The 15,562-nt window shown below is 68.8% G+C and carries 16 protein-coding genes; 4 read left to right on the top strand and 12 right to left on the bottom strand.

The features are described from left to right. Positions 1-2: 2 nt before the first annotated feature. Together mqnP and ACWFR3_RS20885 are read right to left on the bottom strand one after the other, a co-directional pair. Positions 3-926, bottom strand: a complete 924-nt coding sequence (gene mqnP, locus ACWFR3_RS20890; RefSeq protein WP_453736090.1) for a menaquinone biosynthesis prenyltransferase MqnP — start codon at positions 924-926, stop codon at positions 3-5. 2 nt (positions 927-928) lie between these two features. Beyond that, on the bottom strand, positions 929-2,386 hold the full coding sequence (locus ACWFR3_RS20885) for a menaquinone biosynthesis decarboxylase (protein WP_361199520.1): 1,458 nt from the start codon (positions 2,384-2,386) through the stop codon (positions 929-931). Positions 2,387-2,475: 89 nt separating this feature from the next. Here ACWFR3_RS20885 and ACWFR3_RS20880 point away from each other — a divergent pair, with 89 nt between their 5' ends. Together ACWFR3_RS20880 and ACWFR3_RS20875 are read left to right on the top strand one after the other, a co-directional pair. Then, complete coding sequence (locus tag ACWFR3_RS20880) at positions 2,476-2,799, top strand: PLD nuclease N-terminal domain-containing protein (RefSeq protein WP_453736089.1); 324 nt, start codon at positions 2,476-2,478, stop codon at positions 2,797-2,799. A 25-nt stretch (positions 2,800-2,824) separates the two neighbouring features. Further along, positions 2,825-3,748, top strand: coding sequence for a LysR family transcriptional regulator (locus tag ACWFR3_RS20875; RefSeq protein WP_453736088.1), 924 nt, complete (start codon positions 2,825-2,827; stop codon positions 3,746-3,748). Here ACWFR3_RS20875 and ACWFR3_RS20870 read toward each other — a convergent pair. Next, entirely contained in the window at positions 3,681-4,607 is a 927-nt protein-coding gene (locus tag ACWFR3_RS20870; RefSeq protein ID WP_453736087.1) for a DMT family transporter, read from the bottom strand. The genes ACWFR3_RS20875 and ACWFR3_RS20870 overlap by 68 nt on opposite strands. A 106-nt stretch (positions 4,608-4,713) precedes the next feature. Here ACWFR3_RS20870 and ACWFR3_RS20865 point away from each other — a divergent pair, with 106 nt between their 5' ends. After that, complete coding sequence (locus ACWFR3_RS20865; protein WP_453736086.1) at positions 4,714-5,193, top strand: nucleoside deaminase; 480 nt, start codon at positions 4,714-4,716, stop codon at positions 5,191-5,193. A gap of 47 nt (positions 5,194-5,240) precedes the next feature. Here the strand turns inward: ACWFR3_RS20865 and ACWFR3_RS20860 are convergent, their stop codons facing one another. The 9 genes from ACWFR3_RS20860 to hemL form a co-directional block, all read right to left on the bottom strand. Continuing rightward, on the bottom strand, positions 5,241-6,185 hold the full coding sequence (locus ACWFR3_RS20860; RefSeq protein ID WP_453736085.1) for a CU044_5270 family protein: 945 nt from the start codon (positions 6,183-6,185) through the stop codon (positions 5,241-5,243). Beyond that, the gene (locus ACWFR3_RS20855; protein ID WP_453736084.1) at positions 6,182-6,817 is read right to left on the bottom strand and encodes an RNA polymerase sigma factor; all 636 of its coding nucleotides are present in this window, start codon (positions 6,815-6,817) and stop codon (positions 6,182-6,184) included. The genes ACWFR3_RS20860 and ACWFR3_RS20855 overlap by 4 nt, the downstream gene beginning before the upstream one ends. Before the next feature lie 92 nt (positions 6,818-6,909). Continuing rightward, entirely contained in the window at positions 6,910-8,016 is a 1,107-nt protein-coding gene (ccsB, locus tag ACWFR3_RS20850) for a c-type cytochrome biogenesis protein CcsB (protein ID WP_453736083.1), read from the bottom strand. Further along, on the bottom strand, positions 8,013-9,833 hold the full coding sequence (resB, locus tag ACWFR3_RS20845) for a cytochrome c biogenesis protein ResB (RefSeq protein WP_453736082.1): 1,821 nt from the start codon (positions 9,831-9,833) through the stop codon (positions 8,013-8,015). Before resB ends, ccsB begins: the two co-directional genes overlap by 4 nt. A 3-nt stretch (positions 9,834-9,836) precedes the next feature. After that, positions 9,837-10,601: a cytochrome c biogenesis CcdA family protein gene (locus ACWFR3_RS20840; RefSeq protein WP_453736081.1), complete on the bottom strand. Its 765-nt coding sequence runs from the start codon at positions 10,599-10,601 to the stop codon at positions 9,837-9,839. A 10-nt stretch (positions 10,602-10,611) separates the two neighbouring features. Continuing rightward, the gene (locus ACWFR3_RS20835) at positions 10,612-11,241 is read right to left on the bottom strand and encodes a TlpA family protein disulfide reductase (protein WP_453736080.1); all 630 of its coding nucleotides are present in this window, start codon (positions 11,239-11,241) and stop codon (positions 10,612-10,614) included. 66 nt (positions 11,242-11,307) lie between these two features. After that, entirely contained in the window at positions 11,308-12,543 is a 1,236-nt protein-coding gene (locus ACWFR3_RS20830; protein ID WP_453736079.1) for a hypothetical protein, read from the bottom strand. Positions 12,544-12,773: 230 nt separating this feature from the next. Then, positions 12,774-13,457, bottom strand: coding sequence for a histidine phosphatase family protein (locus ACWFR3_RS20825; protein WP_453736078.1), 684 nt, complete (start codon positions 13,455-13,457; stop codon positions 12,774-12,776). Further along, positions 13,454-14,788, bottom strand: a complete 1,335-nt coding sequence (gene hemL / locus ACWFR3_RS20820) for a glutamate-1-semialdehyde 2,1-aminomutase (RefSeq protein WP_453736077.1) — start codon at positions 14,786-14,788, stop codon at positions 13,454-13,456. Before hemL ends, ACWFR3_RS20825 begins: the two co-directional genes overlap by 4 nt. A 162-nt stretch (positions 14,789-14,950) precedes the next feature. Between hemL and ACWFR3_RS20815 the strand changes: the two genes are divergently transcribed. After that, positions 14,951-15,550: a hypothetical protein gene (locus ACWFR3_RS20815; RefSeq protein ID WP_453736076.1), complete on the top strand. Its 600-nt coding sequence runs from the start codon at positions 14,951-14,953 to the stop codon at positions 15,548-15,550. Positions 15,551-15,562 lie beyond the last annotated feature (12 nt).

Raw genomic sequence — 15,562 nt, 5'->3', positions numbered from 1 at the left:
GCCTAGACGGTCAGGCCGCGCACCAGCAGATCGAGCAGCGCGCAGACGAAGAGCGCGATGCCGATGAAGCCGTTGACCTGGAAGAAGGCGCGATTGAGCCGGGAGAGGTCGTGCGGCTTCACGAGGGAGTGCTCGTACACGAACGCGCCCGCCACGATCGCGAGCCCCAGCCAGAGGAACGGGCCCGCGCCGGTGTCGGCGGCGTACCAGACGAACAGCGCGGTGGTCACGAGGTGGCAGCCGCGGGCGCCCCAGATGGCAGCGGGGATGCCGAACCGCGCGGGCACCGACTTCACGCCGACCTCGCGGTCCGTCTCCACGTCCTGGCAGGCGTAGATCAGGTCGAAGCCGCCGATCCAGATGCCGACCGCGAGGCCGAGGATGACCGCCTGCCACGACCACTCGCCGGTGATCGCGATCCAGGCGCCGATCGGCCCGATGGCCTGGGCGAGGCCGAGGATCGCCTGCGGGAAGTTCGTGAACCGCTTGCCGTACGGATAGACCACCATCGGGATCACCGCGATGGGCGCGAGCGCGAGGCACAGCGGGTTGAGCAGTGCGGCGGCGCCCAGGAACACGACGAGCGCGATCAGCGCGCCGGTCCAGGCGGACTTCACCGAGACGGCGCCCGTGACGAGCTCGCGGTGGGCCGTCCTCGGGTTACGGGCGTCGATCTCCCGGTCGATGATCCGGTTCGCGGCCATGGCGAACGTGCGCAGGCCGACCATGCAGATCGTGACCAGGAGCAGCCGTCCCCAGTGGATGTTCTCGTCCAGCTGGAACATCGCGGTCAGCGCGGCGATGTAGGCGAAGGGCAGCGCGAAGACCGAGTGCTCGATCATCACGAGGCGCAGGAACGCCTTGACCTTGCCGGGCGGGGCGGGCTCGGGTCCGAAGAGTTCCGGCGTTGCTGAATCAGCACTCATCTTTAGAGCCCGTACTCCTTCCAGCGGCGGTCGACCTTCGACGCCGTCTCCGGGTCGGACTCGACCATGTTCGGCCAGCCCCCGTCCCGGGTGTAGCCCTCTTCGGGCAGCTTCTTCGTCGCGTCGATGCCCGCCTTGCCGCCCCAGAACTGCTGGTAGGAGGCGTGGTCGAGGTGGTCGACGGGACCTTCGGCCACCGTCAGGTCGCGCGCGTAGTCGGTGTTGCCGAGCGCGCGCCAGGACACTTCGTGCAGGTCATGGACGTCACAGTCCTTGTCCACGACCACGATCAGTTTGGTCAGCGACATCATGTGGGCGCCCCAGATGGCGTGCATGACCTTCTGCGCGTGCTTCGGGTACTTCTTGTCGATCGAGACGATCGCGCAGTTGTGGAAGCCGCCGGACTCCGGCAGGTGGTAGTCCACGATGTCCGGGACGATCACCTTGAGGAGGGGCAGGAAGAACCTCTCCGTGGCGCGGCCGAGCGGGCCGTCCTCCGTCGGCGGGCGGCCGACCACGATCGACTGGAGCAGCGGACGCTTCCGCATCGTCACGCAGTCGATCTTCAGGGCGGGGAACGGCTCCTGCGGCGTGTAGAAGCCGGTGTGGTCGCCGAAGGGACCCTCCGGCAGCATCTCGCCCGGCTCGAGCCAGCCCTCGATGACGACCTCGGCGTGCGCGGGCACCTGGAGCGGGACCGTCTTGCAGTCGACCATCTCCACGCGCTTGCCCTGGATGAACCCGGCCAGCATGTACTCGTCCATGTCGCCGGGCAGCGGCGCGGTGGAGGCGTACGTCACGGCGGGCGGACAGCCGAAGGCGATCGCCACGGGGAGCTTCTCGCCCCTGCGGGCGGCCACCTGGTAGTGGTTGCGGCTGTCCTTGTGGATCTGCCAGTGCATGCCGATGGTGCGCTTGTCGTGGCGCTGGAGGCGGTACAGGCCGAGGTTGCGCACCCCGGTGTCCGGGTCCTTGGTGTGGGTCAGGCCCAGGTTGAAGAACGAGCCGCCGTCCTCGGGCCAGGTGAAGAGCGCGGGCAGCTTCTCCAGGTCCACGTCGTCGCCGGTGAGGACGACCTCCTGGACCGGCGCGTTGTCGGACTTCACCTTCTTCGGCGGTACGTGCGTCATCGCGCCGAGCTTCCCGAAGGCCTCGCGGACGCCGACGAAGCCGTGCGGCAGCTCCGGCTTGAGCAGGCCGCCGATCTTGTCGCTGATCTCGGCGTACGACTTCAGGCCGAGCGCCTTCAACAGGCGCCGGTCCGTCCCGTACACGTTCATCGCGAGGGGCATCGCGGAGCCCTTGACGTTCTCGAAGAGGAGCGCGGGGCCGCCGGACTTCTGCACCCGGTCGGTGATCTCGCCGACCTCCAGGTACGGATCGACCTCGGCCTTGATGCGCTTGAGATCGCCCTCGCGCTCCAGTGCTCGGAGCAGGGAGCGAAGATCGTCATAAGCCATGCGTTCCAGTATCGGTCACCGGCTACCCTGGCCCCGTCACCGGGGGCACGCACGCCTCCCGCCGCCACCGCTTGGGGGACCGCGCCACCATGCTCAGGTATCTGCCGTTCCTCCTGGTCCTGGCGGTCTGGATCTACGCCTTCATCGATGTCCTGAACACTCCGGAGAAGGAGATCAGGCATCTGCCGAAGGTGGTCTGGGTCATCATCGTGCTGCTCTTCGGCGAGGTCCTGCTCGGCCCGATCGCCTGGTTCGTCACCGGCAAGGAGCGCAAGACGCCCGCCGGTGGAGGTGGTGCGCGCGCCGGGCGCGGCGGACAGTGGGTGGCACCGGACGACAATCCCGAGTTCCTGAAGTCGCTCAGGGACGAGGACCCGGACGAGAAAAAGCGGGACCGGGGCACCGAGAGCTAGGGCCGGCTGGAACGGAAGGCTGATCATGGAACTGCGGCTGCTCGTCACCTTCGAGAAAGTGGCGTCCGTGCTCAGCTTCACGCAGGCCGCGGCCGAGCTGAAGTACGCCCAGTCCAGCGTCACCAGCCAGATCCGCGCCCTGGAGTCCTCCCTTGGCACCGAGCTCTTCGACCGGCTCGGCAGCCGCATCCGCCTCACGGAGTCCGGTGAGCGCCTGCTCCCCTACGCCCGGCAGATCATCGAGCTGACGGACGAGGCGCGGGCCGCGGTCGTCGGCGCCGAGGAGCCCACCGGCGCGATCGCCGTCGGCACGATGGAGTCGCTGACCTCCTACCGCCTGCCCCCGCTGCTCGAACTCTTCCACCACCGCTACCCCGGGGTGCAGCTCGCCCTGCGCCCCACCCTGGGCGACGAGACGCGCCAGGCGCTGCGGCAGGGGACGTACGACGTCGGGTTCCTGATGGAGCGGGAGACCGAGCACGCGGGCCTGGAGACCGAGGTGCTCGCCGAGGAGCCGCTGGTCCTGGTCTGCGCGCCGACGCATCCGCTGGCAGGGCACGGGGCGGACTCGCTGGTCACGGGCGATCTGGCGGCGGTGCAGCTGGTCGGCACGGAGCCGGGCTGCCCCTACCGGGATCTGTTCGAGGACGAGCTGCGGGAGCGGAACGGCGCGCCTCCGCCGTTCATGGAGTTCGGCACGATCGAGGCCACCAAGCGAGGTGTCGCCGGTGGCCTCGGGGTGGCGCTGCTTCCGCGGATGGCGGTGCGTGCGGAGCTGGATTCGGGGGTGCTGGTCGCGCTGCCGTGGGAGCCGCCGTTCGTCCTGCACACGCAGCTCGCGTGGCGGGCGGGCAAGCGGCTGCCCGCCCATGTGCGCCTCTTCATCGAGCAGTCGGTACGGCTGGTGCGGGAGCAGGCAGCGGAGTCGCGGGAGACGGCGAACCGGTAACGGTCTTCGGCGTCCTGGCGCGGTTGACCTTCAGGCTGGCGAGGACGATGAGCGGTACGCCGAGCGCCTGGACGAGGCCGATGTGGTGCCCGTAGACGGCCCAGTCGGCGACCATCGCGACCGCCGGGTAGGTGAAGGCCAGTACGGCGATCTTGGCGGTGGGGAGCTTCGCGTACGCCGCGTACATCAGGACGTACATCAGGCCGGTGTGGATGACGCCGAGTCCGACGAGCCAGCCCCAGCCGGCGCCGGTTCCGCTCATCGCGCCGAAGTTCGCGAAGGGCAGCAGGAGCGGGATGCCGACGACGACCTGGATCAGGGCGATGAGGTGGGGGCGTACGCCCGTGATGCGCTTGGTGACGAGGGTGGAGAGGCCGTAGAGCAGCGCGGCCAGGAGGGCGAAGCCGATGCCGGTGAGCGAGCCGAGGTCACCGGGGCGGACTCCGGAGACGAGAATCAGCCCGGCGAACGCCGTCCCGAGCCACATGAGTTGATGCTTCGTCAGGCGCTCGCGGAAGATGACCGCGCTGAGCAGCACCAGCAGGAACGGCTGTGTGTGGTAGACGACGGTGGCAAGCGAGATCGAGGTCTCCTCGTACGCCTTGAAGAGGAACACCCAGTTGAAGACGATGAACGCCCCGCCGAGCGCGGCGAGTCCGAGCTTCTTGGGGGTGATTCCGTGGTTGTGGAAGTAGCCGCGGGCGAAGGCGTAGGTCCCGAGGGCGATGGCGCCGAACAGGACGCGGAAGAACACGACGTTGAAGGCCGACGCGCCCGACTCGACGACGAAAATCCCGAGGGTGCCGGAGAGCACCATCGCGGCGGTGAGCTGGGCCGTGCCCTTGTTCTCTGAGGTCATGCCCATGAAGCTACGAGCGGACGTATGCGCTGGTCCACGAGCCAGTGGGGCGTCCTGCCGATGGGGGCATCGGCGGGGACGATGAGCCCTGACGAAAGGTGTGCGCATGGATCAGGGACTGGCCCTCACGTGGCTCGCGACCGCTGTCGATGAGGCCCGCCAGGGCCTCGCGGAGGGCGGTGTCCCGATCGGCGCCGCGCTCTACGGGGCGGACGGGGCCTTGTTGGGGCGCGGTCACAACCGCCGTGTCCAGGACGGCGATCCGTCCCTGCACGCGGAGACGTCGGCGTTCCGGGACGCGGGGCGGCAGCGTTCGTACCGCGGGACGACGATGGTCACGACGCTCTCGCCCTGCTGGTACTGCAGCGGTCTGGTGCGGCAGTTCGGGATCTCGCGGGTGGTGATCGGCGAGGCGCGGACCTTCCATGGCGGGCACGACTGGCTGGCGGAGCACGGCGTGGAGATCGTGATCCTGGACGATCCCGGGTGCGCGGCGATGATGAGGGACTTCGTCGCGGCGCGGCCGGAGCTGTGGCACGAGGACATCGGCTTCGAGGACGACCCGGGCAGTGGTGGCGTGGGCTGAGCGCGACGCCTGCCCCCGGCAGGCGTCGCGTGGCTCGTGACCCGTGGCTACTTGTTGCGCGGGCGCTGGCCCGCCTTGTCGACGACGACCCGCTCCAGGACGGCGCTGCGGCCGGTCACGTCGCCCTTCTCGAAGCCCTGCGTGTCCTGGGTCGCGACCTGGCGTTCGCCGAGGAACTGCTTGGTCTCCTTGTCGAAGATCAGCTCCTGGCGCTCCCCGTCGTTCTCCCGGGCGATCGCGACTCCGCGCCGGCCGTCGGCGTCGGCCACGTCGTCGATCAGCTTGACGCCGGGGATCTTCGCCGCGGCCAGATACAGGGCGGCCGCCTGCTTCGGCGGCATCAGGGACTCCAGCGAGAGGTCCCCGACCAGTACGAAGGTGTTCTGGTCCTCGCTCTCGCCGCCCTCGCTCACCTTGTGCAGCCAGTCCAGCATGTTGACCGGGTCGGTCGGCAGCTTCTCCAGGTTGCGGTAGTTGGTGGCCGATTCCGGCAGCGGCTCTCCCGGCTCGGTGTCCGGATCGAACCGCTCCATGTCGAGGTCGTGGAGGGGCTCGTGGATCACGTCCGCGTGCCTGCCGTCCACGGACTGCCAGAACTCGCGCGGGTGCACGGGGTCGAGCTTGGCCGGGCCGTCCCCGCCCACCGCCAGGTAGCCGCCTGTGCTCCTGATGTACACGAACTGGTCGTCCCGGATGTCCTTCTGTACGGGCTGCCGCTCGGCCGCCGCGGCGATCTCCTTCAGCATCCGCACGGTCTCCGCGGAAGGCGCCGCTTGGGCGGACTGGCCGCCGAACGGCGAGGCCACAAGGACGCCCGCCGCGACGGCCGCCGCCACCGCTCCCGCGATGAGCGCGGGGCGGAACCAGCTCTTCTGGGTCTTCTTCGGCGCGGCCGCGGGCGCGGCCTCGCTCTGCCGGATCTCGGTCAACAGGTGCTCCCTGAGCAGGTGATGACGGCCCGGCGGAAGGTCGCGCTCGCGAAATTCACTCATCGGTTTCCCTCCCTGATGGGCCCGACCGCGGTGGTGCGGTCATCTCTCATCTGTCCGCGCCCGGAAGGCGGTTCCATATGTTTCGCGAGTTTTGTCCGGGCCCGCGAAAGGCGTGAACGTACGGTCCCGACCGGCACCCCGAGCGCCTCGGCGGCCGCCGCGTAGCCGAGCCCCGACCACACGCACAGGGCGAGGACTTCGCGCTCGGGACGCCGCAGGGTCGCGAGGGCCGCCCGTACGAGGGCGAGCTGCTCCTTGTCGTCGATGCGCTCGGCGACCTCGTCGGCGAAGTCGGCCACGCTCTCCTCGCGCGGCAGGCGCGCGACCGCGGCCGCGTGCCGCCGGGCGGCGCGGCGCGCGTTGCGGGTCACGTTCGTGGCGACGCCGAGCAGCCACGGCCGCAGCGAGCCGCCGTCGTCGTCGAGCCTGCCCCGCAGCCGCCACGCCTCCAGGAAGGTGAGCGAGACCATGTCCTCCGCCGCCGACCAGTCGCCCGTGAGGCGGTAGGCGTGGTTGTAGACGGAGCGCGCGTACGCGTCGAAGAGCTCACCGAAGGCGTCGGCGTCGCCGTCCCTGATGCGGACGCGCAGCGCTCTTCGGTGTGCCTGAAGTTCCCCCTGATTCGTCTCCACGCCCTCTTACCTGTCCGTACGGCGAAGGCCGGTTCCCGGCACCTGGAGAACAGGTGGCGGGAACCGGCCTCACGAGCCGTGCGAGAGGGGCGTCAGACGCCCGCGTACGAGTGCTTGCCGGTGACGAAGATGTTCACGCCGTAGTAGTTGAACAGCCAGCAGCCGAAGGCGATCAGGGCCAGGTAGGCGGCCTTGCGGCCCTTCCAGCCCGCGGTCGCGCGCGCGTGCAGGTAGCAGGCGTAGGCGACCCAGGTGATGAAGGACCAGACCTCCTTGGGGTCCCAGCCCCAGTAGCGGCCCCATGCGTCGCCGGCCCAGATCGCGCCCGCGATGATCGTGAACGTCCACAGCGGGAAGACGGCGGCGTTCACGCGGTACGAGAACTTGTCGAGCGTGGCGGCGGCCGGGAGGCGCTCCAGGACGGAACTCGCGAAGCGGCCGGGCTTTCCGCCCGAGGCCAGCTTGTTCTCGTAGGAGTCGCGGAAGAGGTAGAGGATCGTCGCGACGCCGGCCAGGTAGAACGTCGCGCCGCAGAAGATCGCGGTCGAGACGTGGATCCACAGCCAGTACGAGTGAAGGGCGGGAACCAACTGGTCGCTGGCGGTGTACAAGACAGTGACGGCGAGACCGAGATCGAGGAGGACCGTGGTGACCAGCGGAAGGCCGAGCCAGCCGACGTTCTTCTTCAGCGCCATGAGCACGAGGTACACACCGACGGCCATCGTGGAGAACGTCAGGTTGAACTCGTACATATTGCCCCACGGCGCCCGCTGCACCGACAGGGCGCGGGTGAGCACGCCACCGAACTCGACGAGGAACCCGAGCACGGTGAGGGACACGGCGATACGGCCGTAGAGGTCCCCCTGCTCGTCACCGGCCGAGGCACCCGGGCCGTCCGGCACGTCGCGGGTGCCGGTGACGGAGCGGGTGACGACCTTCGGGGCCGCCTTGGGCCGGTCGAGGACGGCGGTACCGGCCTTGGCCTTGACGGTGACCGCGGGCGCCTCCGCCGCGGCACCGGTCTTCGCGGTGATCGCGGAGGCCGTGCGGGCGACCTTGCTGCGGCTGCCGAGGATCCACTCCGCCATGTGCGCGAAGAAGGCAAGGAGATAGACGGCCATCGCGGAGTACACCAGCACATTGCTGATGTTCGCGAGGTTCTCGTTCGGTTCGGCGGCCAGGGTGGTGGCGAGATTCATTTCTCAGCCCCTTCGGCAGGAACAACTTGGGGGGTGGAATCGGCATGTTCGGCACGTTGGGCGTCCGCATGCGCGGCTTGGTCTGCGTCGGGCGCGCTCGGCGCCTTCTCGTGAAGGTGCGCGGCGAGGTCGCCGAGCTCTTCGGGCAGCTTGGCGGACTCGCTGCGGCCGAGCCCGGCCATCTCGACGACGGTGACGCCGTCGGCGCCCCGGACGGCCCGCACCCACACGCGGCGGCGCTGGATGAACAGCGACCCCGCGAGGCCGACGATGGCGGAGACCGCCCCGACGAGCGCCCACATGCTGCCGGGCTGCTGGGAGACCTGGAAGGTCGCCCAGCGCTTGATGTCCTTCTCGAAGGTGATCGAGCCGGCCCCGTCGGGCAGCTTCATCGTCTCGCCGGGCACCATCCGCTGCTTCAGGAGCTCGCCCTTGGAGTCCTTGAACTTGGTCATCTTGCTGGTGTCCAGCTGGTACACGTTCTGCGGCAGACCGGAGTCCACCCCGAGGCTCCCGTGGTACGCGGACAGCGCGAGCACCGGATAGTCGAGCGCGGGGAACTGGGAGAACATGTTGCCCTGCCCGGAGCCCGCGAACGTCGGCACGAAGAAGGCGTTGAAGCCGAGCTGCTCCTTCTTGCCGTTCTTGTCGCGGTAGCCGTCGAGCACCTTGATGGCGCCGGTCGCCGTGCCGTTCGAGTCGATGGGCAGGAGCGGCGTGGACTGGCGGCTGACGACCTTGCCCTTGCCGTCCCGCACGGTGACGGTCGGGGCGTAGCCCTGGCCGATGAGGTAGACCTTCGAGCCGTCGACCTCGAGCGGCTTGTTGACCTCGATGGCCTTCTTCTTCTCGGGGCCGTCGATGCCCTCGCTGTAGGTGACGTTCGCCCGGTAGGTGCGGGCCGTCCCCTTCTCGGGGCCCTTCCTCTCGAACGTCGACTCGAAGCTGTCCAGCTTGAAGCTGAACGGCGCCAGGTCGTCGGTGTTGAAGAGGTTGCCGGACTTGAAGTTGTCGTACTGGGTGAGGGTGTTGGAGAACCCGTCCCCCTGGACGATGAGCTTGCCGCCCTCGGACTTGAACAGGGCGCCGACGGCGAAGGCCACCAGGAGCACGATCAGCGAGATGTGGAAGAAGAGGTTGCCGGCCTCGCGCAGGTAGCCCTTCTCCGCGGCGACGGACGCCCCCGCGCCGCCCTTGCCGGACGCGAGGTCCGCGCGGAACCGGCGGCCCTTGAGCAGGCCGAGCGCGGCGTCGTGGACCTGCTCGGGCTCGGCCTCGGTGCGCCAGGTGGTGTAGGCGGGCAGCCGGTCGAGGCGTTTGGGCGCGCCCGGCGGGCGGCCGCGCAGCTGGCCGACGAACTGCCAGGTGCGGGGCACGATGCAGCCGATGAGGGAGATGAAGAGCAGGATGTAGATCGCCGAGAACCACACGGAGCTGTAGACGTCGAACAGCTGGAACTTCTCGTAGATCGGCGCGAGCGTGGTGTGCGCGGCCTTGAAGTCCTGGACCTTCAGCTCGTCGATGCTGGTCTGCGGGATCAGCGAGCCCGGGATGGCGCCGAGCGAGAGCAGCAGGAGGAGGAGCAGCGCGACCCGCATCGAGGTCAGTTGCCGCCACATCCAGCGCACCCAGCCGAGGGCCTCACGGCCCGCCCAGGCCAGCCAGCCGCCGGCACCGGGGCCGCGCTTCCCGCCGAAGGAGCCGGGCATCGCCCGGTCCACGGGAGCGGTGGAGAGCTGGGAGCCCGCGGCGCCCAGATCGTTCTGCTCCGCGGCACCCAGGTCGTTCTGCTCTTCAGGGGCTTCGGTCTTGCTCATGGATCAGATCCCCACCGTGTAGCCGTTGGACCAGACCTGCATCTGCTGCAAGATGCTGTCCCAGACGCCGGTGACAAGCAGCAGTCCGGTCGCGATCATCATGATGCCGCCGATGCGCATCACCCAGACGTAGTGCTTCTTGACCCAGCTGAACGCGCCGAGCACCTTGCGGAAGGCGATCGCCGCGAGGATGAACGGAACACCGAGCCCCAGGCAGTACGCGACGCTCAGTATGGCCCCGCGCCCTGCGCTCGCCTGGTCCAGGGCAAGCGCGTTGACGGACGTGAGTGTCGGCCCGACGCAGGGCGCCCAGCCGACGGCGAACAGCGCGCCCAGTATCGGGGCGCCCGCGAGCCCGGCGGCGGGCTTCTTGTGGAAGCGGAACTCCCGCTGGGAGAGCCACGGCATGAGCCCCATGAAGAAGATGCCGAGGACGATCATCAGGGCGCCGAGCACCTTGGTGATGACGTCCTGGTAGTCCTGGAGGTTCTGCCCCGCATAGCCGAAGAGGGCCCCGGTGGAGACGAAGACGGCGGTGAAGCCGAGCACGAAGAGCCCGGCCCCCGCGGTCATCCGGCCCCGCTTGGCCTCCGCGAGATCCGTGCCGCCGACCCCGGTGACGTAGGACAGATAGCCCGGCACGAGCGGCAGTACGCACGGCGAGAAGAAGGAGACGAGGCCGCCGAGCAGTGCGATGGGGAGCGCGAGGAGGAGCGCTCCGTCCATGACGGTCTGGTTCGGTTCGCCGACGGCGGCGAGAGTGGACATCACGGGGAAATCACTTCTCCGCGATCAGCGGGTCGATCATCTTGCGCAGGTTCTTCTCGCTGAGCGCCTGCTGCGAGCGGGCGGCGATCTTGCCGTCCCGGTCCAGGACGATCGTGGAGGGGATGAACTTGGGGTTCATCGTGCCCTTGGGGAAGCGCAGCATCAGCTTGCCCATCGGATCGTGCAGGCTCGGGTAGGAGATCTTCCACTCCTTCTCGAACGCGAGCGCCGGACCCTTCTGCGGGTCGCGGGTGTTGATCCCGACGAACTGCACGCCCTTGTACTCGGCGGCGTGCGAGACCTTCGAGAAGTTCGGCGCCTCGGCCCGGCACGGCGAACACCAGGAGCCCCAGACGTTCAGGACGACGATCTTGCCCTTGTAGTCGTCGACGTCGAGGTGCTTGCGGGTGAGGGTCTCCCCCTCCAGCTTCGGTCCGTCCTGGCGCTCGCCCTTGTCGGCGGTGGCGATGCCGTCGGAGCCGGTGACGAAGTTGGTGTTACCGGAGCCGCCGGACGTACCGCCCGAGCTGCACGCCGACAGGGTCAGTGCGGCGACCGCGGCCCCAGCGCCCAGCAGGGCGGTGCGGCTGCGGCTACGGCTGCGGTTGGTGCTGCGGGGGGCGCGGCAGGCGGCACTCATGTGAAAAGTTTCGCATGTCTGTTTCGGGGATCTTCCGCACCCCCCGGGGTTGCGGAAAGTCCCATTTCAGACGGCCTTCCCGAGTCCCTTCCAGCCACCGGTGGGCGCCTGGCCGACTTCGAGGCCCTGCAGGTCGGCGAGGACCTTGGGGTCCTGGACGTCGAGCCAGTCGACGAACTGCCGGAAGGAGACGAGGCGCACGTCCTTCTTCCCCGCGATGTGCTTGAAGGCCTCCTCGACGGCGTCCATGTAGATGCCGCCGTTCCACTCCTCGAAGTGGTTGCCGATGAAGAACGGCGCGCGGTTGGACTCATAGGCCCGCTTGAAGCCGGCTATGTAGGACTCGGTGGCCTGCTTGCGCCAGCCCGGGTAGTTGGCCGGCGGCGCCTTCGTGGAGTTCTGCGACTGGTTGGCCAGGATGTTGTAGTCCATGGACAGGACCTCGAAGGAGTGGCCGGGGAACGGCATCGCCTGCAGCGGCAGGTCCCAGACGCCCGTCTTCTTCTGGGGCCAGCGCTGACGGCCGCCGGGCGACGAGGCGTCGTAGCGCCAGCCGAGCTTCTTCGCCGTCGGCAGCAGATTCTCCTGGCCGAGCAGACAGGGGGTGCGGCCGCCGACGAGTTCCTTGTCGTAGTCGAAAGGCAGCGACGGCAGGTCGGTCCAGCCGGTATTCGTGCGCCATTCCTTCACGAACGAAGTGGCCTGGTCGATTTCGCTCTGCCATTGCGCGGGCGTCCAGTTGGCGACCGTGCCGCTGCCCGAGCAGAAGTGCCCGTTGAAGTGCGTGCCGATCTCATGGCCTTCGAGCCAGGCCTGCCGGACGTACTTCAGCGTCTCCTTTATGTGACCGTCGGTGAGGTAACCGATGTCGGAGGCGCCGACCCCGTTGTTCGGCGGCTTGTACATCCGCTTCTTGGATTCGGGGAGGAGATAGAGCCCGGAGAGGAAGAACGTCATCCGCGCGTCGTGTTCCCCGGCCAGCTTCAAAAAGCGCGGGAAGAGGCCGTTGCCGACCTCGCCCGCACCGTCCCAGGAGAAGACCACGAACTGCGGGGGCGTCTCACCGGGCTGCAGGGGGACGGGCTTGCCCGGCTGATTCGGCTGCTTGCCCGTGTACGAGGTCGAACCGTCGCCGATCGGCTTCGCCGGACGCTTGCCCGCGCCCTTGCCCTGACCCGCGGAATCCTGGCCCGACGATCCGCCCGAGTGACCGCTGCCGCCCGTGCCGCAGCCCGCGAGTCCCAAAGCGGCCGCGGATCCGACTCCGAGGCCGAGCATTCCCCTGCGACTGAAGTCGCGCATTCCATCCCCATTCGTCGTGCCCTTCGTCCATGCACGATGGACGCCCCGTTAGAGGGCACGACGAACAAGGGGGTTCCGACAAGTAGGCACATATTGAGTGCCTTTTACCGAGAACGGACATACAGTCGCCAGCCGATTACCTGGCGTGGGCGCCCCGAAGGGGGTGCGGGGAACTGCGCACCCGGCCACGACGACGACGCAGACAATCGACGGCAATACCAGCGGAGCGCTTATGCGCCGAACGCCTTCGCCTTCCCCTTCACCGGCTTGGCGCCCGCGAGGAGATGCGCGGGAACGAGATCCCGGGCCGGTTCGGCGTACCCCACCGAGACGATCTTGTCGCCGCGGTACGTGAACGTCGTAAGGGAGGCGAGCGTGCACTGCCGCTTGCGCGGGTCGTGCCACAGGCGCCGCTTCTCCACGAAGCTCCGCACGATCCAGATCGGCAGCTGATGGCTGACGCACACCGCTTCGTGCCCGCGGGCCGCGTCCTTCGCCGCGTCCAGGGCGCCCATCATCCGCACGACCTGCTCGACGTACGGCTCGCCCCAGGACGGCTTGAAGGGGTTGACCAGGTGCTTCCAGTTCTCCGGGTTCTTCAGCGCGCCGTCGCCCACACCGAAGGTCTTGCCCTCGAAGACGTTGCCCGCCTCGATGAGCCGCGCGTCCGAAGCAAGCTCCAGGCCGTGCTCCTTGGCGATCGGCGTCGCCGTCTCCTGCGCGCGGTCCAGGGGCGAGGCCACGACATGCGTGATGTCACGCGAGGCGAGATGCTCGGCGACCCGGTCGGCCATCTGCCGCCCGAGCTCGGAGAGGTGGTAGTCGGGAAGGCGCCCGTAGAGGATGCCCTCCGGGTTCTCCACCTCGCCGTGGCGCATCACATGGACGACGGTGAGCTCGCTGCCCGCGCTCATGCGGTGGCCTCCGTGGACTCAGTGGCTTCGGCGGCCGCGCGCGCCGCAGCGGGCAGGGCCGCGGCGATCTTCTCGATCGCCTGCTCGTCATGGGCGGTGGAAACGAACCAGGACTCGAAGGCCGACGGCGGCAGATACACGCCCTGCGACAGCATCGAGTGGAAGAACGCGGTGAAGCGGAAGGACTCCTGCGTCTTCGCGTCGTCGTAGTTCCGCACCTCACGCTCGGTGAAGAAGACGGAGAACATGTTCGACGCGTTCTGCAGCCGGTGCGCGACACCCTCCTTGGAGAGCGCGTCGGTCACCAGGGCGCGCAGCTGCCCGGAGACGATGTCGACCTTGTCGTACGCCGCGTCGTCGAGCAGCCGCAGCTGCGCGAGGCCCGCGGCCGTCGCGACCGGGTTACCCGACAGGGTGCCCGCCTGGTAGACGGGACCGACCGGGGCGAGGTGCTCCATGACGTCCGCACGACCGCCGAAAGCGGCGGCCGGGAAGCCGCCGCCCATGACCTTGCCGAAGGTCATCAGGTCGGGCCGCACGCCGTCGACGCCGAACCAGCCGGCCTTCGACGTACGGAAGCCGGTCATGACCTCGTCCGAGATGTACAGCGCGCCGTTCTCCCTGCACAGGTCCGCGAGCGCCTGGTTGAAGCCCTCACCGGGCGGTACGACGCCCATGTTGCCCGGCGACGCCTCGGTGATGACGCAGGCGATCTCACCGGCGTTCGCGGCGAACGCGGCACGCACGGCCTCGATGTCGTTGTACGGAACGACGATCGTGTCGCCGGCCTGGGCGCCGGTGACGCCGGGGGTGTCAGGAAGCCCGAACGTGGCGAGACCGGAGCCCGCCGCGGCGAGCAGCGCGTCCACGTGACCGTGATAGCAGCCAGCGAACTTGATGATCTTGGCTCGGCCGGTGAAGCCGCGCGCGAGACGGATCGCGGACATCGTCGCCTCGGTGCCGCTGGACACGAGGCGCACCTGCTCGACGGGCTCGATGCGCGCGACGATCTCCTCGGCGAGCGCGACCTCGCCCTCGCCGGGCGTACCGAAGGACGTGCCGCGGGCGACAGCCTCCTGAACTGCGGCGATCACATCGGGGTGGGAGTGGCCGAGGATCATCGGCCCCCACGAGCAGACGAGGTCGACGTACTCACGGCCGTCGGCGTCCGTCAGGTACGGACCGGTACCGGACACCATGAAGCGGGGCGTACCGCCCACAGCGCGGAAAGCGCGCACGGGAGAGTTCACACCGCCGGGTGTCACGGCCGCCGCACGGTCGAAGAGAGTCTGCGAAACTGGGGCGCTATACGGGAAGCTCACATGAACCATGGTGTCAGAGGCTTCGGACATCCTGCGGACAGGTGTTTCACTCGACGTTTTAGCCGGTGACCGTGGGGGAGGTCACTGACACGATGATCGGGTTGCGCGGCGGGGGCCGCGAGGCCTAGAAAAGCAGGGGCGGGCGCCCTGGAAAAGCAGTCGGGTGGAGATATGCATCGCGGTGGCGGACTGGGCGAGGGGACCGACGACCTGGGTCCCCGGCGTGCCCGGCGGATCGGCAAGCACCGGCGCGAGGCGGAAGCGGCCGAGGCCCGGGCCGTGGCACGGGGCGAGACGGAGCAGGACCGGGCGGCAACCAGGAGTGGCCGGGTGGGTGGGGTGACCTACAAGTACTTCGGAGCTCCGGACGGCGCGACCGCCGCCCGCGTGCCCATCTCGATGCGTCCCGAGGAGCTCGGCGGTGACGAACTCGGCATGGGCGGCATGTTCACGAAGATCAAGCCGGAGACGGTGGCCGCGATGGTCCTGACCGGCATCGAGGGCATACCCCTGCACAAGGTGCCCCCGCTCGAACTGGTCGTCCTGCACCCCGACTACGCCGTCGTGAAGCTCCCCATGACGGTCGTCGACCCGCTGCGCGGCGTCGGCGAGGAATCGGTCGGCGCCGCAGCCTTCATCTGGTCCACGGTCCCCGACCGCGGCGGCCCGCGCGACGCGTTCAACGTCTACCAATTGCTGCACGAATGGCAGGACTTCAGCCACCGGCTGCACGACGCGGGGCATCAGGCGTACTGCCTGGTGTGGCCGTAAGACCTGATCCCC

The sequence above is a fragment of the Streptomyces sp. NPDC055189 genome (assembly GCF_053606765.1).
The sequence above is the reverse complement of the archived record's forward strand: the minus strand, read 5'-3'. Positions and strand labels throughout refer to the sequence as shown.